The sequence below is a fragment of the Corynebacterium aurimucosum genome (assembly GCF_030408555.1).
Lineage (GTDB): Bacteria > Actinomycetota > Actinomycetes > Mycobacteriales > Mycobacteriaceae > Corynebacterium > Corynebacterium aurimucosum.
Map to the genome: position 1 here is coordinate 1,563,404 of NZ_CP047048.1, position 22,015 is coordinate 1,585,418.

Here is a 22,015-nt window from a genome sequence, read left to right on the forward strand (position 1 = left end):
TAACAGCAGTCCACCTATCGAGCAGACAGCACCTACGGCTTGTGGCAAAATCTCTGGCATGACTTTTAAATCTGGCGCCAATTTTGATGGTAAGCGAGCTAGCTCCGGCGGTGGAGGCCGCGGCGGCATGATCGCTACCGGCGGCGGCATTGGCTCTCTCCTTCTCATTGGTCTCTATCTACTCCTCGGCGGCGATCCTGGCGCCATCACCGGAAGCGATCCCCAGCCCGACCAAACCCAGGTAGGGCCAGAGGAAAGCGGCGAAGACGCATTTGCGCACTGCCAAACTGCCGAGGACGGCAATAAGTACGACGATTGCCGCGTCATGTTCGCCGCCCAGTCCGTCGACAAGGTCTGGGCCCAGCAGTTGCCGGATCAGGCAGGCATCGAGTACGTCGAGCCGGGCCGCGTCATCTTCAACAACACCACCATGTCGGGCTGCGGCCAGGCTTCAGGCGCTACGGGCCCGTTCTACTGCCCAGCGGATGAGTCGGCCTACTTCGACACCGCCTTCTTTGATCAGCTCCGCAATTTCGGCGGCGAGAATGCTCCTCTGGCCCAGATGTACATCGTGGCCCACGAGTTTGGCCACCACATTCAAAAACTGGAAGGCACGCTCAGCTTGTCCAACTACAACGAGCCCGGCGAGGATTCCAACGCTGTGAAGATTGAGCTGCAAGCTGATTGCTATGCCGGCCTCTGGGCGCACTACGCCGATGAGGGCGAAGACGCTTTGCTCGAAACGATTACTGAACAACAAGTAACCGATGCCGTGAACACCGCTCGTGCTGTAGGCGATGACAACATCCAGCGCCGCTCGGGCGGCGAAGTACGCCCGGACATGTGGACGCACGGCTCCTCCGAGGACCGCGCTCAGGCCTTCCTCGCTGGATATAACACCGGCAAGATGGAACAGTGCGATACCTTGGGCCGAGGCGTCTATAAGACTTAATACTGCGCTTAAAAGTACTAGTGCGGCCGATGAAAGGTCGCACCACCCCCAAATGTGCCAGAAAAGTGCAGATTAAATTCAAATACATGAAGTGTTTACCTGCCGGCAATCTTGATGCTTTACCCTGATCAAGTTCCCGCCGGATTGTGGTGGGATCCGCTCTGTCTTTAAAAGCATAAAAGAACCGTGCGTGATGCCATCACCCTGCACCGCGACAGGCACATTATCCCCTGCTTTCACGGCGCATTCGCCCTGCCTGTGGCAGCCCGCGCTTCCTCATCACGCAGCGTTCTCTTCATGAAAGGAACGACGTTTTGAGCACCGCCACGCCGACGATGCCTGACCTCGAATCGATGAATGGCAAGAACAAGGACTGGATTTGGCACTTGTTCTTCGGCGCCATCACCGCTGTCACGCTGATCTTCTTCATCATTTGGAGCAACGGAGAAGTTGCTGAGGGGGCTAATCGCGTAGTCCTGATTACAGCGATCATCTTCGCCCTATTCATGGCCTTCAACATTGGCGGCAATGACGTCGCCAACTCCTTCGGTACCTCCGTGGGTGCAGGAACCTTGTCGATGAAGCAGGCCCTCGCGGTCGCTGCAGTCTTCGAGGTATCCGGTGCCATCCTCGCTGGCGGTGAGGTGACGGATACCGTCCGTTCCGGCATCGTGGACCTTGATGCAATTGACGGTCTAGACCCGATGGAGTTCGTCTACATCATGATGGCATCGCTCCTAGGCGCCGCCATCTGGCTACTCGTCGCCACCCGGATGGGCTGGCCGGTTTCTACGACCCACTCCATCGTCGGCGGTATCGTCGGCGCTGCACTGACCGTCGGCTTCATCACCGGCAAGGGTGGCATGGACATGGTGCAGTGGGGCGGAATCGGCACCATTGCCTTCTCCTGGGTCCTTTCCCCAGTTCTTGGTGGCATTGCCGCCTTCCTTCTCTTCAAGTGGATCAAGTCCTCCATCTTGGTGTACAACGACGCTGCGGACGAACGCCTGCGTGAGATCAAGGTTCGTCGCTCGGCACTACGCAAGGAGCACAAGACCCGCTTCGAGCGCATGAATGAGCTGCAGCAGATTTCCTACACCAACGCCATGGCTCGTGATGCTGCTCTCACAGCGGAAGATGATTATGACCCAGAGGCTCTCGAGTCCGACTACTACCGGGACTTGCATAACCTCAACAAGGATCTTGAGGACATCAATGCGCACCGCGCCCTGGAGAACTGGGTCCCACTGCTGGCTGCTTTGGGCGCCATCATTATTTCCGCGATGATGCTTTTCAAGGGGTTGAAGAACACCGGCGTTGACTTCTCCACCCTGGAGAACTTCCTGGTTATGGGCATGGTAGGCGCCGTGGTCTGGATGGCTGTGTTTATCTTCGCCCGCTCCCTGAAGAAGAAGTCCCTGTCACGCTCGACCTTCCTTCTCTTCTCGTGGATGCAGGTCTTTACTGCTTCGGCCTTCGCGTTCTCACATGGCTCGAACGATATCGCTAACGCTATTGGCCCCTTCGCCGCCGTCTTCGACGTCCTGCGGACGAACCAGATTTCCGATGAAGTCACTGTCCCTCTCCCGGTCATGGTGGCCATGGGTATCGCCCTGATTTCTGGCCTCTGGTTCATCGGCCGCTTCGTTATCCAGACGGTCGGTTCGGGCCTGACTCAGATGCACCCCTCCTCCGGTTTCGCCGCTGAACTGGCCGCCGCTGCCGTCGTCATGGCAGCGTCCCTCTTGGGCCTGCCGGTCTCCTCGACCCACATCCTCATCGGCGCTGTCCTTGGCGTCGGCATCGTAAACCGCGCCGCCAACTGGAAGCTGATGAAGCCGATCGCCCTCGCGTGGGTTATCACCCTCCCGGCAGCGGCAGCCATCGCAGCCGTGACGGTTTCTATCCTGCGCGTCGCCTTCTAAAGCTTCAGCGCATCACACGCGCACAGCACATAGTGCCCTATCGCCGCGAGTGCCCCAACAACCGGGGTCCTCGCGGTGATTGTGTTTTAGCGACCGGACACAGCACGCACTGCCAAATCCGTACACTGGGGCTTCATGAGCGATAACTCCCTGGCCAGATTCTTTTCCGCCTTCAACGACATTGAACAATTTCTCCGCCAGGCAATTGGGGCGAAGAATTCAGATTCTTTCTGGTGGATTGTTGATCGCGCACACGACAAACATCTGTTGGGCAAGCGCCAAGCGGAACAGCTGAAGGACTTTGGTAACCTGCGCAATGCCATTGCCCATGGCCGCTACTTCGACGGCGCACCCATCGCTACCCCACACCCACAGGTCGTCACGCAGCTGGAAAACCTGCAGCGCCTTCTCACGGATCCGCCTACAGCGCAGTCCCTTCTTTCTGACCGTGACGTAACCATTCTTGCCCCCGAAACCCCAATCATGGAGGCCTTACGGCTCATTAACCAGACCGGCTATTCGCAGATCCCTATCTATGATTCGGGGACTTACCAGGCGCTGCTGACGACCAACGTCATCGCCCGGTGGATTGCGGCTGATTTGGGAGACGATGGTGTGGTCAATGCGGCGTCGATTAGCGCCGTTCTGGAATTCGCCGAGAAGAAGGACCGCGCCGAGTTTCTGCCCCGCACAGCCAGCGCGCAAGAGGTTATCGATGCTCTCACAGAGGCCACCGTAGATGGCGTCCGTGCCAGCGCAGTCCTCCTCACCGAGCATGGAAAGGCTTCGCAGCGTCCGCTGGCTATCGCGACACCGGGGGATCTCGCAGTGTTGGTCGACGCCCTCGAATGGGAATAATCTCCTGGTACATTATTGTTGACACGTCACAGAAGGAAGATTGGCATGCAATTCGGAGTTTTCAGCATTGGTGACGTCACGCAAGACCCCACCACCGGCCGCACCCCCACCGAGGCCGAGCGCATCCGCGCGATAACGGAAATCGCGCTCAAGGCGGAGGAGGTAGGGCTCGATATTTTCGCCACCGGCGAGCACCACAACCCACCTTTCGTCCCATCGGCACCCACCACTCACCTGGCCTATATCGCGGCACAGACAAAGAACCTTCAACTCTCCACTGCCACCACGCTGATCACTACCAACGACCCCGTCCGCCTCGCGGAGGACTACGCCTTTCTCCAGCACCTCGCCGACGGGCGCATCGACCTGATGCTGGGCCGCGGTAACACTGGCCCGGTCTACCCGTGGTTTGGCAAGGACATCCGCGAGGGCATCCCACTCGCGGTGGAGAATTATCACTTGCTGCGCCGCCTCTGGCGTGAGCCCGTCGTCTCCTGGCAAGGGAAGTTCCGAACCCCGCTCCAGAGCTTCACCGCCACACCGGCGCCGCTCGACGGTATCCCGCCCTTTGTCTGGCACGGCTCCATCCGCTCCCCGCAGATTGCCGAACAGGCTGCCTACTATGGCGATGGCTTCTTCCACAACAACATCTTCTGGCACAAGGAACACACCGCGAAGATGGTGAACCTCTACCGCAACCGCTATGAATCCTATGGGCACGGCCATGCCGATCAGGCCATCGTGGGCCTCGGCGGGCACGTTTTCATCGGGTCTACTGAACAGGAGGCGAAGGATTTCTTCCGCCCCTACTTCGATAACGCTCCGGTCTACGGCCACGGCCCTTCCCTGGAAGAATTCACGGCTCAGACCCCCTTAACGGTAGGCACCGTGGAGCAAGTGGTGGAGCGCACGCTGCAGTTTGCTGATTGGGTCGGTGACTATCAGCGTCAGCTTTTCCTCATCGATCACGCTGGACTGCCGCAAGAGGTGGTGCTGGAGCAGATCGAAATCCTCGGCACCCAGGTAGTGCCGGAACTACGCCGCCGCTTTGAGGAACGCCGCCCAGATCATGTACCTTCTGACCCACCGACGCACGCCACGCTTGGCTCCTATACCCCACACGCGCTGGTCAGCCCTGGAGAGGAGAAATAAATGCGCTCACTGGTGGTTGTTACGGCTGGGCTGTCCTTGCCGTCGTCGACGCGCGCGCTTGGTGACGCCCTCTCATCCGCCACCACCGCCCATGTCACCGCCCGGGGTGAAGGCGTGGACATCACCGTCGTGGAGCTACGCGAACTCGCGGGCGAGCTGGCCGAGGCCATGACCAACTGGGTCTCGCCCACGCCTCGTCTGAAGGCGGCACAGTCCGCCGTGCTGAATGCCGACGGTCTCATCGCAGTCAGTCCCGTGTTCCAAGGAAGCTACTCGGGCCTGTTCAAGATGTTCTTCGACACCTTGGAGCCGCATTCCTTGGAGGGGCTTCCTACCCTTATCGCGGCCACGGGCGGCTCCAGCCGGCATGCGCTGGTCCTGGACTATGCCCTGCGGCCTCTACTCAATTACCTGCACGCCACGGTGGTCCCCACCGGCGTCTTCCAAGCCACGGAGGATTATGGCACCGCGGAGGGCGCGCGTAATGAAAGGCGCATCGAGCGTGCCGCTAGGGAGTTAGCGGATCTCATGGTGCGCCCGCTCGACCGGGTCGCTGGGCTTACGGGCACCCTCAGCGAAACGCAGGAAACGCCCCAGGACAGTTCCGAAGACATACTGGATTCGGATCCTGCAGGTTTCCGCGAACTCCTCTCCCGCCACGACGGCCAACCGGACTAAGCAGCTATGGAGGCCTCTCGGTACTATCGTAAAGCGTAACTTATTTAACGCTTCTAAGGAGGTTTGACCCCACATGACAATTAGCGTGACCGATATCTTCTCCATCGGCATCGGCCCTTCCTCCTCTCATACCGTCGGCCCCATGCGCGCCGCCAAGGCTTTCCTCGAGACACTGGATGAACACCCTGCAAAGGTCCACGTCGTACTGCGCGGCTCGCTCTCTGCTACCGGCCGCGGCCACGCTACAGATCGCGCCGTAATTTTGGGCCTTGCTGGTTGGGGCCCACTGTCGGTGCCGCTCGACGCCGAGCCGCGCGCTGATGCCTTCATCCCCAGCGAGGGCTCCATCTCAGGCCCTGCAGGTAAGGTGCAGTACAGCATTGAGTTCAACAACGAGCCGGTGCCAGAACACCCGAACTGCCTGATTTTCACTGCCTGGGACGAAGACGGCTCCATCCTCGCCGACAACACGGAGTACTTCTCCGTCGGCGGCGGCTTCATTCTGTCCCGCGAGGAGTACAACGCCCAGCTCGAAACCGACACTGGAGTTCCGGCCGGTGTCGCTGCGGCGACCGCCGAGGACGCCGTTCCTTATGAGTTCCAATCGGGTGAGCACCTGCTTCACCTGTGCGCGGCCAACGACATGGACATTTGGGAAATCGTCGCCGCCAATGAGGCAGTCCTGCACCGCGAAGAAGGCGGACTCGACTACGTCTACCAACACCTCGACCTTGTGTGGGACATCATGCGCGAATGCGTGACCGAGGGAATTTCCACCAAGGGAATCTTGCCTGGTGGCCTCCGTGTCAACCGCCGTGCGCCGCAGATGTACCAACAGTTGTTGGCCAAGCAGGACGACGAGTCTTGTGGCTTTTCCGCAATGGAATGGGTAAACCTCTACGCGCTCGCCGTCAACGAGCAGAATGCCGCCGGCGGCCGCGTCATTACTGCACCGACGAATGGCGCCTGTGGGATCATCCCGGCGGTGCTCCATTATGCCCGCGACTTTATGGCGGACTTCACGCGCGCCGATGCCCGCCGCTACCTGCTCACTGCGGGTGCCGTTGGCATCATCATCAAGTCCAATGCCTCCATCTCCGGCGCCGAGGTGGGCTGCCAGGGTGAGGTGGGCTCCGCCTCCTCCATGGCGGCGGCCGGTATGGCTGAGCTGCTCGGTGCAACCCCGGAGCAGGTGGAAAACGCCGCCGAGATCGCGCTTGAGCATAACCTCGGCCTGACCTGCGACCCTGTTGGCGGCCTGGTGCAGATCCCCTGTATCGAGCGCAACGCTATTGGCGCCGTCAAATCCATTAACGCCGCTCGCCTAGCGCGCATGGGTGAGGGAACGCACCACGTCACCCTCGACAACGCGGTCCGCACCATGGCCGAAACCGGACGCGACATGCTCTCCAAGTACAAGGAGACCTCGCTCGGCGGCCTAGCGAAGACGATGGGCTTTACCGTCTCCCAGGTGGAGTGCTAAACCAGCTGACGGAGCTGGTTGACGATGTCCCCCACAGGGACGTCGCGCTGCTCGTGCGCGCGCAGGTCCTTGAGCGCCACGGAGCCAGCCTCTAGCTCTTGGTCACCGAGGACGAGTGCGAAGCGGGCGTTGGCACGATCAGCGCCCTTCATCGCTCCCTTAAGGCCACGGTCGCCGAAGGACATATCGGCAGCAATGCCGGCCTTACGCAAGTCATTGATGATGCTGACCATCTTCTGCTTCGCCGCAGCTCCCAAGGCCACACCGTAGACGGCCACGCGCTCGTCGACACCCTCGAGCTCGACTCCCTCAGCCTCGAGGGCCAGAATGGTGCGGTCTACGCCAAGGCCATAGCCGATTCCGGACAGTTCCTGCCCACCAAGCTGGGCCATGAGGCCATCATAGCGGCCGCCGCCACCGATGCCGGACTGCGCGCCAAGGCCATCGTGGACGAATTCGAAACAGGTCTTTGTGTAATAGTCGAGGCCGCGGACTATGCGCGGGTTGATGGTGTAGGGCACGCCCATGTCATCGAGCAGGCCGGTGACCGTTTCAAAGTGCTCGCGGCACTCGGCATTGAGGTGGTCAAGCATCAAGGGAGCATCAACAAGCTGCTCCTGGACCTCTGGGCGCTTGTCATCGAGCACGCGCAGGGGATTGAGCTCCGCGCGGGCCTTAGTGTCCTCGTCTAGATCCAGCTTGAACAGGAACTCCTGCAGCTTCTCGCGGTAGGCCGGGCGGCAGTCGTGGTCACCCAAGCTGGTCAACTCAAGGCGGAATTGGCTCAGGCCTAGGCTGCGGTAGGAGCGATCCGCCAAGGCAATAATCTCGGCATCCAGCGCCGGATCATCCACGCCGATGGCCTCCACACCGACCTGCTGCAGCTGACGGTAACGGCCCGCCTGCGGGCGCTCGTAGCGGAAGAAGGGGCCGAAATAGTTGAGCTTCACCGGAAGCTGACCGCGGTCAAGGTTGTGTTCAATGACCGCGCGCATGACACCCGCGGTGCCCTCTGGTCGCAGCGTCACGGAACGATCACCACGATCGGCGAAGGTATACATCTCCTTCGACACCACGTCCGTGGACTCCCCTACGCCGCGGGCGAAGAGCGATGTGTCCTCAAAGACGGGGAGTTCGATGTGCTGGAAGCCGGACAGGTGTGCCTGATGTACGAAGGCCTCACGGACCTTGGCAAAGATGGCCGATTGCGGCGGGACGTAGTCCGGCACACCCTTAGGCGCGGACAGGGCTTTGAACTGCTTCTTATCACTCACGCCCTTTAGAGTACATCCCCTGCTGCGCGTAGAAACGGATTAGTCGCGCGTTCACGACGCATGGTCGTCGTCGGGCCGTGGCCCGGCAAGATAGCAAGGGAGTCATCAAGACCCCACACCGGACCGCGCAGTGAACGTTGCATCGCGGCGTGGTCGGAGTGTGGCAAGTCGGTACGCCCGATGGAGCCTTTAAATAGCACGTCGCCCGTCAGGGCAATCCCCTCAGCCACGAGGATGACACATCCCGGGGAATGGCCCGGTGCATGGAGCACATCAAATTCAAGGCCGACAAGACTCAACGTTTCCCCGCCGATCAAGTCGCGGCGGTCCACTACCTGCTTCATGGAAGCGGCAGCAAAGAGCATCTGCGACTCGGGGGACACACCGGAGCCATCCACCAGCATGAACGCGTCATCCGGGTGGATGTAGACCGGTAGGTCAAACTCGGCAGCGTCGCGCGTGTGATCAATGTGGCCGTGGGTGAGCACGACGGCTTCAAACTCCAAGGACTTCTCACGCGCGAGCTGCTCAAGCTTCTCGCGCGTGTGCATCCCTGGGTCCACGATGAACGCCCGGGAACCGTTAGCCACCACATAGGTGTTGGTTTTATAGGGCCCAGCGGCGAAACCGTAGATTTCGGGAGCGCTCATTACTTGAGAGCTGCCAAAGCTGCGTCGTAGTCCGGCTCGGTCGTGACCTCCGGAACCAGCTCGGTGTAGATCACCTTGTGCTCGGCGTCGGTGACGATGACCGCGCGGGCGAATAGGCCCTTGAGCGGGGAGCCTTCCAGGACAAGACCGAGCTTATCGGCGAAATCAGAGCGGAAATCAGAAGCGCTGACGACGTTCTCGATGCCCTCCGCAGCGCAGAAACGCTCCTGCGCGAAAGGCAGGTCGCGGGAGACGGACAGGACAACAGTGTTCTCTAGACCAGCTGCCTCTTCGTTGAACTTGCGCAGCTGGGCCGCGCACACACCGGTGTCCACGGATGGGAAGCAAGACACCACTAGGCGCTTGCCTGCGAAGTCAGCGTTAGTCAGCTCTGCCAAGTTGGTTCCCACGAGGGTGAAGTCCGGCAGGGCGTCACCAACCTTGGGAAGCTCTGTGTTGGTTTCGACGGGTTCATTCTGAAAATTCGTTGTAGCCATGGCACCCAAGCGTACTGACCCGCGGGGCGGCTCGCCACGGTGAACAACGGTGCGGTTAGGATGAGTGGGTCGAAAGTTTGTGAACCACCACAGTGAAGGAAACATAGGTGTCTACTAACAGCCAGCGCTTGGATGATGCGCTCAATCAGCTCGATCGCGAGCTGAAGTCCCGTGACCGCAAACAAAAGAGCCGACCGCTAGGCGTTGTTCTCATGGCGGCCGTGGTCATTATCGCCCTCGTTGGCGGTATTTGGTTCCTGTCCACACGCTCGTCGGAGGAAGAGCAGATTCAAGCTGAGGAAAGCTCGGCTGCGAACACCACCACCGAAGCCCCCACTGCCGAGGCTTTGAGCGGCAAGCGCGCTAAGTCCCTTGGTGAGACCGTCACCTGCGAGTACAACGAGACTGGCGACGCTTCCCGTGAGGTCCCCACCCCGCAGGGCAAGGACATTCCTGCCAAGGGTGAGGTGACCGTCAATTTCGCCACCAAGCAAGGCGATATTGAGATGACTCTCGATCGCTCGCTTGCTCCGTGTACCGTCAACGCAATCACGGACATGATTTCGGCAAAGTACTACGACGACACCGTGTGCCACCGCATGACTGATGGCGGCATCTTCGTCCTGCAGTGCGGTGATCCCACCGGCAAGGGTTCCGGCGGACCTGGCTTCCAGTTTGCTAATGAATACCCCACCGATGAAGCTGACGACACAGCAATGGCCCAGCCGGCTCTGTACCCGAAGGGTTCCATCGCCATGGCTAACGCCGGTGAAGACACCAATGGTTCCCAGTTCTTCATTAACTACAAGGACTCGCAGCTTCCGCCTGCCTATACCTACTTTGGCAACCTGACGGAGAAGGGCCAGAAGACCATCGACGCCATTGCCGCTAAGGGCGTCAAGGATGGACAATCCGATGGTGAACCTGCTGAAGAGGTTCGCATCACCAAGGCCACCATCGAAAGCTAAGTTTTACCCCCTTTACGGTGATCAGCCTCGCACACGTTCAGTGAGCGGGGCTTTTCCTTTCCCGTCCCTCACCATCCATCACGGTCTAAGAATTTCTTAGCCTTGAGCTGTTCATTTAGCAAAGCATTCTTCGCCCAAAGGCGTCATATCGTGATAAACCCAGCTCACATGCGACAGTCAGCAGACCTTCAGACTCGCTATTCGAATGGTAGAACCCTTGCAAAACGCGTAGTGCCTCAGTAGCATCTGTGAGGTCTTTGAAATTCCCGAGATACCTAAGGAACGAGAATGAAGCTCTTCTCCCGTAAGGCACTTGTTGCTGCCGCTACCGCCGCTACCGTTTCCCTGTCCGGCGTGACCGTTGCTACCGCTGAGACCACCAACGATGACACCGCCGCGGTAAACGACACCACCAACGACACCAACACCAACGAGGACGCCGGCAAGGACGCTCCTGAGTCTGAGGGCAAGAACAACACCAACAACGGCAAGGACGGGAACAAGGACAAGGACGAGGAGTCTTCTTCCTCTTCCTCCAACGACTCCGAGGGTTCCTCCATCTCCGACATGAGCCCGCGTGAGATCCGCGACTGGATCGCTGTCTTCACCGCTATCATCGGCGCTCTGGGCACGGTCTTCGCTTTCTACAACAAGAACTTCGCTAAGTAAGTCAGACCGAATAGCTCAGACTTTCCGTTCACATTCGAATCAGATTAGGACCACACCATGAAGTTCTTCTCCCGTAAGTCCATCGTTGCTGCTGCCACCGCTGCAACCATCGCTTTCTCCGGTACCGCAGTTGCTTCCGCAGCCCCGGTTGAGGATGACAGCTCCTCCAAGGCTTTCTTCGCTCTCTCCTCCGACGATGAGGGCAACATCAGCCCAAAGGAGATCCGCGAGTGGATCAAGGTCGTCACCTCCATCATCGGCGCCATGGATGACGCTATGCGTCTCGGCGACAAGCTCGCCGGCACCAAGTAAGCCACTGGCTCCGTACACTCCTCTTGCGCACTCCGCGCAGGAGGAGTTTTTGGTTTTCCGTCCCACCAGATACGGCGCCCCCGATAGGGTCGATGCGGCTTCTTAAGCACTCAATTTCTCAAGAAGCCAGAACATACAGGCTAGTCCGGTTCATCCACTTCCTCGATGCGCTCGGCGCCGAGGACGTCCTTGAACACGGAGGCATCAACAAGCTGGCCTCGACGGATGACGGAAATTTGGCCGGTTGGCTCCAAAATCATCAGCTGCACATCGCTGCGCCGGCCCAGGCCAGCTTTGCGCACTGCGGAATTGACGTCTCTCTCGGTAATGTGGGCGAAACTCATATTGTCTTCTTGCAGCTGCCCCTTGTACACGAGCAAGACTGGCTTGCGGTCGATGAACCGTGACCACGTCACCAGTTGGCGGAAGGTACCGAATGCGGCCTCCAAAAGCATCAGGGTGAAAAGTCCAATGATGCCGGCGACGAGCGTCGGCGGGTTTCCCACGATGACGCGGCCAGAGACCGCACCAAACATAATGATGATGACGGCGTCAGAGGCAGTGATGGACGTCAGAACACGGCTGCCGAAAAGCTTGACCAGGACCATGAAGGCCAGATAGATACCCAGCGTTGCGAGCATCACCAGGGGGATGCGGTGAAGCTCAATGCCGAGCTGATACATTGCCTCGCGTCCAAAAAGCCTCAGTGTATCCACACCCTACTACCCTACCTTCCGGAAGAAAAAGCTAAAGCCCGCACCGTAGCGCGGGCCTGTGCATCAGAAATGACTAGATGTTGAACTGCTTGCGCAGCTGCTCAATTAACTGCTGTACCGGCGCTGGGAGTGCAGCAACCGGCATATTAATGGCACCGATGACTGCCGCCATCGCAGCAGCGATTGCGGCAGCTATACCTACGCCCAAGCCGATGGAGGACCCGGCGTCCTTGGCGGAACCGCCGTCCCGAGAGCCGTCATCCCCACCAGGGAACAGCGGCAGAACTGCTTCAGTACCAGCATCGGTAGTGATGAGCAGCTTCTCATCACCCGCCAGCTCCTCCGGGAGTGTGAGCTTGACGGTCGCGCGGCCGCGCTCACCGAACTGCTCGTCACCGGGCTGTGCTGCGTTGTCAATGTCTGCCTCGGCCTTAGCGTCACCCAGTGCAACGGTGACCTTCTTAGCCTGTGACTCTTCTGCGTTGGAGTAGTTCAGGGAGGAAAGGTCGACTGTGATCTCCTCCCCCGGCTTCAGGTCACCAGACACGTGGGCACCAATCTGGCCCTGGCCGGTGCGAACCTTGGACTCGCCGGAAGCGATGTAGTCAATCATCGCCTGGGTGTCCATGTAGCCAACGTCATTGCGGTTCTTGATGGAACCGGGCTCGAAGAAGCCATCGCCGCCGGCCTCCGTCTCGCTGGAGGCAAGGAAGGAGGACAGAGCAATGCTGTAGTTCTTCTCCGGGTCAATCGGTTCACCGTTAATGGTGACAGACTTAACGCGCTTGCCCTGCTCAGCCTTCTGGTCGTAGACAACGGTGACGTTGTTGGACAGGCCCAGAGCCAGGCGCGGGCGGGACTGGCCAGGCTTCCACTGGTTCTCCAACGCGGTAATGAAGTCTGCGCCGCTAACCTCCGCGGTGATCACGTAATTACCGAATGGCTGAACGGCAAAGATGTCCTGGTAGGAAACATCACCTTGCTTGAGGTCGGCGCGCACACCGCCTGCGTTCATGACACCGATTTCGATGTCCTTGTCCGTCTGCTTAGATAGAGCATAGCGCTGGCCATCGGCAATAAAGTTGTTGAGGGTCGACTCCACACCGCGGTTGGTACCGGTGTCCTTGCCCTCATCAGAACCGCGGTACATGGCCTTCTCGGTGGTACCAGCAGTCTTGGCACCCTCAATCTCCGCTACCTTCTTTGCTTCCTCGACAACCTTAGCTACCTCGGGGTCGTCTTCGAGGCCCTGCAGCTGAGCGAAGACATCTGCGTCGGCCACGTCGTACTGCTTGAGATCAATCTTGGTGATCTTCTTCTCGGCCTTGTCGTAGGTGATGTCGGCGTCGTTAAGCACCTTGCCGTACTCGTAGCCCTGTGCCCAGTACAGCGGCAGTGCGTCCTCACGAGCAACCTCGCCCTGGGTCTTGACGTGAGTATCACCGCCAAAGAGGATATCCACATCCTTGTTGAAGCCCTGCGCGAACTGCTGAGCATCCTCGTGCATGAGCGCCACTACAACCTCGGCCTCGCCGGATTCCTTCAGGCGGCTGGCTTCCTTATTGGTGGCCTCGACGGGGTCGGAGAACTCGACACCTGGGATGGAGGCGGCGGACACCTTGTACTTGGTGTTGGTGGTAACGGTGCCAACGAAGCCGACCTTCACACCGTCTACCTCCTTGACGAAGGAAGCATCGAGCAGGGGCTTGCCATCCTTGGTGACGTTGGCGCCCAGGATCGGGAAGTTGGACTGGTCCTTGATACGGCCCATCAGGTCATCGGTGCCCTTGTCGAACTCGTGGTTGCCCACAGCCGTGACATCGAGGTTCATGGTATTGAGGGCCTCGTTGGTGTACTTGTCTTCAGAAATTGCAGACACGAAGGCGGAGCCGCCAACGTTATCACCGGCGGAGGTCAGGGCGTACTCCTGATCCTTGTTGACGGCCTTGATGAGCGCAGCCATGCGAGCAGCACCCATCTCGGTGTAGCCGCTCAATTCCTTAGTGTCCTTGTCGAACTCCTCAGCCAGCTCAAGGTGGCCGTGGAAGTCGGTGAAGTTAGTGACGGAGAAGGTCACTTGATCAGCCTCGGCGGCGAAGGCAGGTGCGCCGGAGATAGCAACGGCGGTAACGGTGGTGGCGGCCAACAGCTGGCCAAAGCGACGGAAGTTCACGTAGGTCTCCTGAGAATGAGAGGAATCTTGTCCACGTGTTTATAACGCATACATCACAATGGCGCAGCGCATGCTGAGACCACCACCAGCGGGTTCACGTAGGATCTTCTACGGTTTCACCCAGGCGCAACCTTGAGTTCAGCCACGCACCCCCGAATCAGGGGTGGCGGGTTAGGCGGTGACGCGATAAACGTCGAAGACACCCTCCGTGTTGCGCAACGTTGTCATGAGCTGGCCCAGTTGCTTGGTATCGGAAACCGAGAAGGAAAAGCGCACGGTCGCGATGTGATCATCACCGCGATTGGACGTCATCGACAGCACATTGAGGCTCTGCTCGCTGAAAATTCGCGTGAGCTCAAAAAGCAGGCCTTGGCGGTCGATGGCCTCCAATTGCAAGGATGCGGCGAATGCACCGGAGGACTTCGGCCCGCCGGCCCACTCCACCTGCATCATGCGCTCCGGCTCGGACTTCAACTTTTCGGCATTGGTGCAGTCCGCTCGATGGACAGACACGCCACCGCCGCGGGTGACGAAACCAAAGATGGCGTCACCAGGCACCGGCTGGCAGCACTTCGCCAACTTGGCCATGACGTCTGGGCTGCCCTCCACCAAGATGCCGGTACCAGTTGCGGAATCCTTCGTGTGCTGAGCACGGGAGTTCTCCAATTCGCTCAGTGGGGTACGCGAAGCCAAGGCATCGACGGCATCGTCTTGGTCCCCGAACAGGGCCATGAGCTGGTTGGCAACGTGCTGTGCCGACACGTGACCCGCGCCAATAGCGGTATAGAGTGCATCCACATCGGGATAGTGCAGCTGCTCAGCCACCTGCTTCATGGAGCTGGCGGTAAACAGGCGGTGCATGGGCAAGCCGCCGCGCTGCACCTCAGCAGCCAAGGCATCGCGCCCGGCCTCGAGGTGCTCTTCACGGCGTTCTTTGGCAAACCACTGCCGCACCTTCGTCTTCGCCCGAGGCGATACGAGGAATTCCTGCCAATCCCGCGAGGGGCCAGCATTCGGATCCTTTGAGGTAAAAATCTCGACCTTATCGCCGGACTTCAGCTCCGATTCTAGAGCCACGAGCTTGCCGTTGACCTTTGCGCCGATGCACCTGTGGCCGACCTCGGTATGCACCGCATAGGCGAAGTCCACAGGGGTGGACCCCGCGGGCAGATTGACCACGTCACCCTTGGGGGTAAAGGCAAAAATCTGCTTGGTTGTCAGGTCATAGCGCAGCGAATCCAAGAACTCGTTGGGATCTGCAGCTTCCTTCTGCCAATCCAGCAGCTGACGCATCCACGCCATCTGGTCCACTTCTTCTTGGTGGCCCGAGTTCTTGCCCTTAGTTTCCTTATAACGCCAGTGGGCGGCCACGCCGAACTCCGCGTTATAGTGCATCTCGTGCGTGCGCACCTGCACCTCAAGGGTGGAACCGCCGGCCCCAATCACGGTGGTGTGCAGTGACTGGTATACGCCGAATCGCGGAGAGGAAATATAATCCTTGAAGCGCCCTGGAAGAGCTTGATACAGCGAGTGCACCACGCCAATGGCCGCGTAGCAGGAATTGATGTCATCGACGAGGATGCGGATTCCCACGAGGTCAAAAATCTCCGCGAAGTCGCGGCCGCGCACGATCATCTTCTGGTAAATCGACCAGTAGTGCTTCGGGCGCCCCATGACCTCGGCCTCAATACCATTAGCCTTGAGAGCCTGGCCTACCTGGGCCTTGATTTCCTTCAGCGCTCGATCGCGTGAGGGAGCACGATCCGCCACCATGCGCACGATTTCGTCGTACTTCTTTGGGTACAGGATGGCGAAGGCCAAATCCTCAAGCTCCCATTTGACGCTGGCCATTCCTAGGCGGTGAGCCAGTGGCGCAATGACATCGAGAGTCTGGCGTGCCTTCTTCGCCTGCTTTTCGGGCGGCAGGAAGCGCATGGTCCGCATGTTGTGCAGGCGGTCGCACACCTTGATAACGAGCACGCGCGGGTCGGTGGCCATGGCCACGATCATCTTGCGGATTGTCTCTGCCTCCGCGGCGGCACCGAGGGCGACCTTGTCAAGCTTCGTTACGCCGTCGACCAACCGGGCCACTTCGGGACCAAAGTCACGGGTGAGGTCCTCCAGCGAATAGTCAGTATCTTCCACTGTGTCGTGGAGCAAAGCCGCCGCGACAGTCGTGGTGTCCATACCAATCTCAGCCGCAATTGTCGCTACCGCCAACGGGTGCGTGATATAAGGTTCGCCGGATTTGCGGAAAACGCCTTCGTGCAGACGCTGTGCCGTGGTGTAGGCATTGTTGAGCAGCTCCGCATCCGCCTTCGGGTGAAATTCCCGGTGGATCGACATCAACGGGTCCAGAGCCGGATTGATCTTTACGCGACCACCTGTCAGGGAGCGGGCCAATCGCGCGGACATGCCGCGCACACTGCCTGGCCGCCATGCAGTCTTGTCCTGCTTTTCAGTCGTCATGTCTGCCTCCGCGAAGTAGCTTAGGCATACAACCTTAGTCCTTCGTCCCCATCTGGTTGAGCACAATCAGCGGAGAACCTTGCAGGCGCTCGCGGCCCTCAAGTCCTTGGACCTCTAGGACCACGACGTTGCCCACGACTTCAGCTCCAGCGGATTCCAAGAGCAAGGTGGCGCCGTGGAGTGTGCCGCCGGTTGCGAGGACGTCGTCGACAAGCACGATGCGCTTGCCCTTAATATCAATGCCGCTACTGGGGATTTCCAGTGCTGCAGTGCCGTATTCCAGCTCGTACTCCTGGGTCAAGACGGGCGGTGGGAGCTTGCCCTTCTTGCGGATAGCCAAGATTCCTAGTCCCAGCTTGTAGGCTACGGCTGAACCAAGCAGGAAACCGCGTGCATCGAGGCCGCCGATCATGTCTGCGCCGAGCTCCTTGCAGGCCTCTGCTAAGCCATCGACAACGACGGTGAAGGAATCTGCGTCAGCCAACACCGGGGTCAGATCCTCGAAAAGAATTCCCTCCTCTGGGAAATCCTGGACAAGGCGCACCTTATCCTTCAAGGCTTGTGCTGCTGCGACGTAAATCTCGCTCACGACTCTTCCTTTGTTTCAGTTGCTGTTGTGGGGTTATAGCTCCAACGGTCGAGGTTCCACCCGATACCCGCAAGGCCAGTGTAGGGCACCACGCCGGTGACAGCGCGGTCGACAATGAATGTGCGAGGCTGCGCGGCGATGGGAATAGAGGGCAGCTCCTCCCACAATTCCTGCTCCAGATTCCGCAGCGCCGCCGCGTGCTTCACGCTAGAGGACGGCGCGGAATGCTCACGCATCGGGTCCACGGCGCCGAGGTAGACATCTATCTCCGGCTGCCCAGTTGCAGGATCCGCGGCCAATTGCGCACGGGAAACCCGCTCGCCGGAACGGTCCTCCACCATGATCCCCGCAGGTTCGCACGCGGCGCGGAGCTCCTCCACCATCGCCTTATAACGCGGGTTAGGCCCGAGGTAACCCACTCCGATGGTGTAGCCGGACAGACCGGATGCCGTTGCATTGTCTACAGGAACGGTTGTCAGCGAAGACATCTGCGCCGCGACCGGATCATCATTGCGCACGGTACGGACGGTGACAGCGGGGACGTCCACGCCAGATTCCTTCGATGAGACCTGCGCCAAGTGCTGTGCATCCACACAGGCCGCAAAGGCAGCGCGTGCCCACGGCTGAGAAAAGGTCCCAGCCTCGGAGAATACTAAGGTGTCTGTCAGGCTTCCTGCCGAAGACGTCACCTCTACTGGCTTGCCTTCTGCATCCCGGTCGAACCACGACGGTGACGCGGTGGCAGCCTCGGCAACGCGGAGCTCATCTGAGGCAACAAACGCGGCAGCGTCTGCGCTTCTCGGAAGCATGAGGATCTCGCGCAGGGTCGGCTTATCGCCGTAATAGTTATCGTTGGCGGTGAGCACAATGGCACCGTCATCCTCAACGCGCTCGATTTGATAAGGACCGAAGGAAACCTGTAACTCCGGGTCAAAGCGCCCAGGCTCCGTAGAGAAACCATAGCGCCACGCCTCTGCTACCGGCTGCAAAGTAGCTACGTCCTGAGAATGTAGAGCTGCATTGAGTTCTTCGAGGTTCATATCAGCCCGCTTGGCTAACACGTGTGCTGGGACAACCGAACCCGGCCCAAACAAATACCGCCACCGCGAGCCGGCATCAGGTGTAAACCATACGGTGAATTTCTTGCTGTGGGGCGCGCATTCCACTTCTGTCACTTCCTCCATCAGTGGAAGGTAGGAACCGAAAATCTCGCTCAACTGCCCGGCGGTGAAGGCCAAAAGGTAATCATCACAGGTCACGGCTTCACCGTCAGCAAAACGTGCTTGCTCAGTGAGCGTGAAGTCCACGTGCGCCCCAGCGTCCTCACCCTCGGCAGCGAAGAACTCAGCATCGGCAAGATCTGAATTAGGGACCATCTGCCCCGCCGGGCCCGGTACGTAGAGTGCCGGGAAAACACGGCTAGCCAGCTGGGCCGCCCCCACCGCATCCCCCCACGCCGTGGCTGCATTGCTGGTGGCAATGGGGGCGTCGGCCAGCACCGCAAAACGCGATGGCGGGGTGTCTTTGTCAAGGCCGCCTTCCTGTGCCCCGCATGCGGTCACAGCAAGAGCTACCGCGGCACACAGCGCCGCGAATGATGGACTACGCACGGCTTAGCGCCCAGGGCGCCAGGACGCCCCACCGGACTCATCGCTACGCGGCCCGGATTCGGTCTGTGTTGCGGCTGGTGCAGAAGCTGCAGCCGGGGATGCCACGGTGCGTGTTGCCTTCGGCGTATCCTCATCCTCTGCTTCTGCAGTCCACCCCTCGGCGCGGTAGGCAGCGACCACCTCATTGTGCTTCTTAACGCTCTTGCGCTGATTCGACAAGGTCACCAGCAACGTGGTGGCCAGGAAGATGGAGGAAAAGACACCTTCAATAACGCCAATGAACTGAACCAATGCCAGATCGCGCAAAGTACCAATGCCCATTAACCACACGGCGACGATGAACAGCGCGATGATAGGCAAGGCCGAAATCACCGAGGTGGAGATGGAACGCATCACGGTCTGGTTGACAGCCAAGTTAGTGAGCTCGGCGTAGGTCTTCTTGCGTTGGCCTTCCAGCCCCGTTGTATTCTCATCCACCTTGTCGAAGACAATGACGGAATCGTAGAGGGAGAAGGTCAGGACTGTCAGCAGACCGATGATGACTGCCGGGGACACCTCGAATCCGAAGAGCGCGTAGATGCCCGCGATGAAGACACCGTCAAAGATGAGCGCGAGGATAGCGGCAAAAGCCATATCGCGCTGCAGGCGGACCGCCACATAGATGGTGGCCAGCACGAGGAAGACCGCCATGGCAATAACCATGCGTTGGGTGATCGACGAGCCCCAGGATTCCGACACCGTCGAGGAGCCAATTGCATCCGGGCTCGGCTTGCCGTTGTCATCCTTGACTTGGTAGGTCTCAAAGATAGCCTGGCGGGCTTGGTTAACCTCATCTTGCGACAGGCGCTCGGAGGTGATCTCCAGAGTCTCCGAAGAACCGGCGCCCACAATCTGCACCAGCTCCGGAGTGACACCGGTGGCTTCCGTGAAGGTTTCTTCTACCTGTTCAGTAGAAAGATCGCCTGCAGGCATGTTGAGTTTCGTGCCGCCCTCGAAATCAAGGGACAGATTGAAGCCGCGAAGTACGATAGCCAGGATCGAGGCAATAAGCAGCACGCCGGCGATGGTGTACCAGGTCTTAGCCCGGCCCACGAAGTCAAATCCACTGCCGTCCACATAGAGACGGTCAAAACGGGAAATCTTGCGGTTAGTAGTTTCGACAGCCATGGTTACTTCTCCTCATCCGTAGCAGTAGCGACGGGTTTCTTGGCCGGTTTGGCATAAAAGCCGCGTTCACGGCGTTCCTCCACAAGGTTGTAAATACCGCCTAGGCCGTTCATCGACGGCTTGGCAAAGGCTGGGCGGCTACCAAGAAGCTTCATGAGCGGTGCCATGATCAGGAAGGATACGACGAGGTCGAAGATGGTGGTGAGGCCCATGGTGAAGGCAAAACCCTTGACGGCGCCAATGGACAAGAAATAGACCACGACGGAGCCGATGAGGGTCACGGCCTTACCTGTGACAATCGTTGCTCGCGAACGCTCCCAACCAGTGCGGGTGGCGGAGCGGAAGGTACGTCCGCTCAAGAGCTCATCCTTCATACGCTCGTAGTAGACGACGAAGGAGTCAGCGGTGGCACCAATACCGATGACCAAGCCCGCCATGCCGGAAAGATCAAGCGAGTAACCGATCCACCGGCCCAGCAGAACCAGTGCGCCATAAAGCAGAACGCAGGTAGCGATGAGGACCAACAGAGCCACCGAAGACAGGGCACGGAAGTAGTAGATGGAATACAGCGAAACCAGGATGAGGCCCACGATGCCCGCGATGAGCGCTGCCTCAAGAGCTGCCTTGCCCAGCGATGGCGGAACGGTTTCTACCGTGCCCCCCGGCTCGCCGTTAGCGCCGGTAAAGGACAGTGGGAGCGCACCATAACGCAGGTTATTGGCCAAGTTCTGGGCCTCCTCCTGCGTGAAGTCACCGGTGATGGAAGTGGCAGAACCAACCGGGGTCGGGCCTTGGATTACCGGCGCGGAAATAACGGCGGAGTCGAGGGTGATAGCCACCTGCTTCTGGAGGTACTCCTGGGTCAGGGTAGCCCAGGTTTGCGAACCATTGGGGCCATCGCCGGTCTTGAAGGCGAAGTTAATCTCCATCTGACCAGTCTGGGAATTGAGCCCGCCTTGAATCGGGGCGTTGTTATCAATCTCGTTACCGGTCAGGCGAGTTCCGTTCGGATCTTCAATGCCGTCCAGCAGCGGAGCCGGGTTAAGAATATAGGGCTGCTGATTCGAGTAATCACAAGCCACCAAGGGCTTTGCAGGGTCGTCGGTACCTGCCAGCGGATCGGATTCCGCATCACAGGTCATCAGTCCCAAGGCTGCGGTCTGCACGGTGGGGTCTTCGGACTGGCGGTCCTTGAGCAGAACCTCAGTAACCTTGTCGCGGCGCTCAGTTTCCTCAAGGGAGTTCGCTGGGTCCGGAAGCGGCTTTTCGCTCACAGTCGGAGCCGGTGACTTGTCATCCTTCTCCTCGTCCTTCTGATCGCCGCCCTGGGCGGCGTCGGCACTCTGGTTGAGTGCCTCATGGATGGAGGCCAGCGACTGATCAGCATGCTCCGGAGTTACCACCCCGTACTTAACCCACCGGTTAGCCATATCCGTCATGGTCTTCTCAAGCTTGCCCATGTCTGGCATCGGCTGCTCGCCCACTGGGCGGAACAACAGCTGGGAGGTTTGGCCCACGGCCTGCGCCTGGGAGGCATCTTCACCGGGGACGGTAATGACCAAGCTGGAGCCACTGATGACGACCTCAGAACCGGACACGCCCATGCCATTCACGCGCTGCTCGAGGATGGTGCGCGCCTGCTGCAGCTGTTCCTGGGTGGGGTCTTCGCCCTGCGGCACCAGGGTTACGCGGGTTCCGCCCTGCAGGTCAATGCCGAGCTTGGGTGTTGGTGACTTATCACCGGTCAAAAATATCAGCGCATAAACCACGATGACAATGAGCGCGAAAAACGCCATCGCACGCTTGGGCCATTGCCGTTGACGGCTGCTAACGCCACCACGTTTCGAAGCGGACACAAAGATCTCCTGTGTTG

Annotated in this window: 19 protein-coding genes; 9 read left to right on the forward strand and 10 right to left on the reverse strand. The window is 59.4% G+C overall.

Annotation, left to right across the window (positions count from 1 at the left end):
* The first annotated feature begins 58 nt into the window (after window positions 1-58).
* From ypfJ to CAURIM_RS07360, 6 genes are all read left to right on the forward strand, one after another.
* The gene (gene ypfJ, locus CAURIM_RS07335) at window positions 59-952 is read left to right on the forward strand and encodes a KPN_02809 family neutral zinc metallopeptidase (protein ID WP_201828104.1); all 894 of its coding nucleotides are present in this window, start codon (window positions 59-61) and stop codon (window positions 950-952) included.
* Window positions 953-1,266: 314 nt separating this feature from the next.
* A complete protein-coding gene (locus CAURIM_RS07340) occupies window positions 1,267-2,877 on the forward strand; it encodes an inorganic phosphate transporter (protein WP_070446835.1) in 1,611 nt (536 codons plus the stop codon).
* A 135-nt stretch (window positions 2,878-3,012) separates the two neighbouring features.
* Window positions 3,013-3,735: a CBS domain-containing protein gene (locus CAURIM_RS07345; protein WP_070711279.1), complete on the forward strand. Its 723-nt coding sequence runs from the start codon at window positions 3,013-3,015 to the stop codon at window positions 3,733-3,735.
* A gap of 45 nt (window positions 3,736-3,780) precedes the next feature.
* A complete protein-coding gene (locus CAURIM_RS07350; protein ID WP_201828102.1) occupies window positions 3,781-4,887 on the forward strand; it encodes an LLM class flavin-dependent oxidoreductase in 1,107 nt (368 codons plus the stop codon).
* Window positions 4,888-5,565: an FMN reductase gene (locus CAURIM_RS07355; protein WP_070719219.1), complete on the forward strand. Its 678-nt coding sequence runs from the start codon at window positions 4,888-4,890 to the stop codon at window positions 5,563-5,565.
* A gap of 73 nt (window positions 5,566-5,638) precedes the next feature.
* Window positions 5,639-7,048, forward strand: a complete 1,410-nt coding sequence (locus CAURIM_RS07360) for an L-serine ammonia-lyase (protein ID WP_201828100.1) — start codon at window positions 5,639-5,641, stop codon at window positions 7,046-7,048.
* Here the strand turns inward: CAURIM_RS07360 and hisS are convergent.
* The 3 genes from hisS to tpx are packed head-to-tail and all read right to left on the reverse strand — an operon-like array spanning window position 7,045 to window position 9,469.
* Window positions 7,045-8,322, reverse strand: a complete 1,278-nt coding sequence (gene hisS / locus CAURIM_RS07365; protein WP_201828098.1) for a histidine--tRNA ligase — start codon at window positions 8,320-8,322, stop codon at window positions 7,045-7,047. The genes CAURIM_RS07360 and hisS overlap by 4 nt on opposite strands.
* A 5-nt stretch (window positions 8,323-8,327) precedes the next feature.
* Complete coding sequence (locus tag CAURIM_RS07370) at window positions 8,328-8,972, reverse strand: MBL fold metallo-hydrolase (RefSeq protein ID WP_070446822.1); 645 nt, start codon at window positions 8,970-8,972, stop codon at window positions 8,328-8,330.
* On the reverse strand, window positions 8,972-9,469 hold the full coding sequence (gene tpx, locus CAURIM_RS07375; protein ID WP_201828096.1) for a thiol peroxidase: 498 nt from the start codon (window positions 9,467-9,469) through the stop codon (window positions 8,972-8,974). The genes CAURIM_RS07370 and tpx overlap by 1 nt, the downstream gene beginning before the upstream one ends.
* A gap of 107 nt (window positions 9,470-9,576) precedes the next feature.
* Here tpx and CAURIM_RS07380 point away from each other — a divergent pair, with 107 nt between their 5' ends.
* From CAURIM_RS07380 to CAURIM_RS07390, 3 genes are all read left to right on the forward strand, one after another.
* Window positions 9,577-10,437 carry a peptidylprolyl isomerase gene (locus CAURIM_RS07380; RefSeq protein WP_201828094.1) on the forward strand — a complete coding sequence of 287 codons (861 nt, stop codon included), beginning with the start codon at window positions 9,577-9,579 and terminating at the stop codon, window positions 10,435-10,437.
* A gap of 288 nt (window positions 10,438-10,725) precedes the next feature.
* Window positions 10,726-11,106, forward strand: coding sequence for a hypothetical protein (locus tag CAURIM_RS07385; protein WP_070711284.1), 381 nt, complete (start codon window positions 10,726-10,728; stop codon window positions 11,104-11,106).
* 57 nt (window positions 11,107-11,163) lie between these two features.
* On the forward strand, window positions 11,164-11,418 hold the full coding sequence (locus CAURIM_RS07390; protein ID WP_070446814.1) for a hypothetical protein: 255 nt from the start codon (window positions 11,164-11,166) through the stop codon (window positions 11,416-11,418).
* A gap of 140 nt (window positions 11,419-11,558) precedes the next feature.
* Here the strand turns inward: CAURIM_RS07390 and CAURIM_RS07395 are convergent, their stop codons facing one another.
* From CAURIM_RS07395 to secD, 7 genes are all read right to left on the reverse strand, one after another.
* Window positions 11,559-12,134: a DUF421 domain-containing protein gene (locus tag CAURIM_RS07395; RefSeq protein ID WP_408909943.1), complete on the reverse strand. Its 576-nt coding sequence runs from the start codon at window positions 12,132-12,134 to the stop codon at window positions 11,559-11,561.
* Between the two features lie 73 nt (window positions 12,135-12,207).
* Window positions 12,208-14,307 carry a bifunctional metallophosphatase/5'-nucleotidase gene (locus CAURIM_RS07400; protein ID WP_201828092.1) on the reverse strand — a complete coding sequence of 700 codons (2,100 nt, stop codon included), beginning with the start codon at window positions 14,305-14,307 and terminating at the stop codon, window positions 12,208-12,210.
* 171 nt (window positions 14,308-14,478) lie between these two features.
* The gene (locus tag CAURIM_RS07405; protein ID WP_201828090.1) at window positions 14,479-16,776 is read right to left on the reverse strand and encodes a RelA/SpoT family protein; all 2,298 of its coding nucleotides are present in this window, start codon (window positions 16,774-16,776) and stop codon (window positions 14,479-14,481) included.
* 34 nt (window positions 16,777-16,810) lie between these two features.
* Window positions 16,811-17,365, reverse strand: a complete 555-nt coding sequence (locus CAURIM_RS07410; protein ID WP_070446808.1) for an adenine phosphoribosyltransferase — start codon at window positions 17,363-17,365, stop codon at window positions 16,811-16,813.
* Window positions 17,362-18,975, reverse strand: coding sequence for an ABC transporter substrate-binding protein (locus tag CAURIM_RS07415; protein WP_201828088.1), 1,614 nt, complete (start codon window positions 18,973-18,975; stop codon window positions 17,362-17,364). Before CAURIM_RS07415 ends, CAURIM_RS07410 begins: the two co-directional genes overlap by 4 nt.
* Window positions 18,976-18,978: 3 nt before the next feature.
* A complete protein-coding gene (gene secF / locus CAURIM_RS07420) occupies window positions 18,979-20,142 on the reverse strand; it encodes a protein translocase subunit SecF (protein WP_201828086.1) in 1,164 nt (387 codons plus the stop codon).
* Window positions 20,143-20,144: 2 nt separating this feature from the next.
* Window positions 20,145-21,938: a protein translocase subunit SecD gene (gene secD / locus CAURIM_RS07425; RefSeq protein WP_201829555.1), complete on the reverse strand. Its 1,794-nt coding sequence runs from the start codon at window positions 21,936-21,938 to the stop codon at window positions 20,145-20,147.
* Between the last annotated feature and the right edge of the window lie 77 nt (window positions 21,939-22,015).

Bases quoted from the DNA above. Each gene is read 5' to 3' on its own strand.
- tpx (WP_201828096.1), bottom strand. From the start codon at position 9,469: ATGGCTACAACGAATTTTCAGAATGAACCCGTCGAAACCAACACAGAG.
- CAURIM_RS07360 (WP_201828100.1), top strand. From the start codon at position 5,639: ATGACAATTAGCGTGACCGATATCTTCTCCATCGGCATCGGCCCTTCC.
- CAURIM_RS07350 (WP_201828102.1), top strand. From the start codon at position 3,781: ATGCAATTCGGAGTTTTCAGCATTGGTGACGTCACGCAAGACCCCACC.
- CAURIM_RS07385 (WP_070711284.1), top strand. From the start codon at position 10,726: ATGAAGCTCTTCTCCCGTAAGGCACTTGTTGCTGCCGCTACCGCCGCT.
- CAURIM_RS07390 (WP_070446814.1), top strand. From the start codon at position 11,164: ATGAAGTTCTTCTCCCGTAAGTCCATCGTTGCTGCTGCCACCGCTGCA.
- CAURIM_RS07405 (WP_201828090.1), bottom strand. From the start codon at position 16,776: ATGACGACTGAAAAGCAGGACAAGACTGCATGGCGGCCAGGCAGTGTG.
- secD (WP_201829555.1), bottom strand. From the start codon at position 21,938: ATGGCGTTTTTCGCGCTCATTGTCATCGTGGTTTATGCGCTGATATTT.
- secF (WP_201828086.1), bottom strand. From the start codon at position 20,142: ATGGCTGTCGAAACTACTAACCGCAAGATTTCCCGTTTTGACCGTCTC.
- CAURIM_RS07355 (WP_070719219.1), top strand. From the start codon at position 4,888: ATGCGCTCACTGGTGGTTGTTACGGCTGGGCTGTCCTTGCCGTCGTCG.
- CAURIM_RS07370 (WP_070446822.1), bottom strand. From the start codon at position 8,972: ATGAGCGCTCCCGAAATCTACGGTTTCGCCGCTGGGCCCTATAAAACC.
- CAURIM_RS07345 (WP_070711279.1), top strand. From the start codon at position 3,013: ATGAGCGATAACTCCCTGGCCAGATTCTTTTCCGCCTTCAACGACATT.
- ypfJ (WP_201828104.1), top strand. From the start codon at position 59: ATGACTTTTAAATCTGGCGCCAATTTTGATGGTAAGCGAGCTAGCTCC.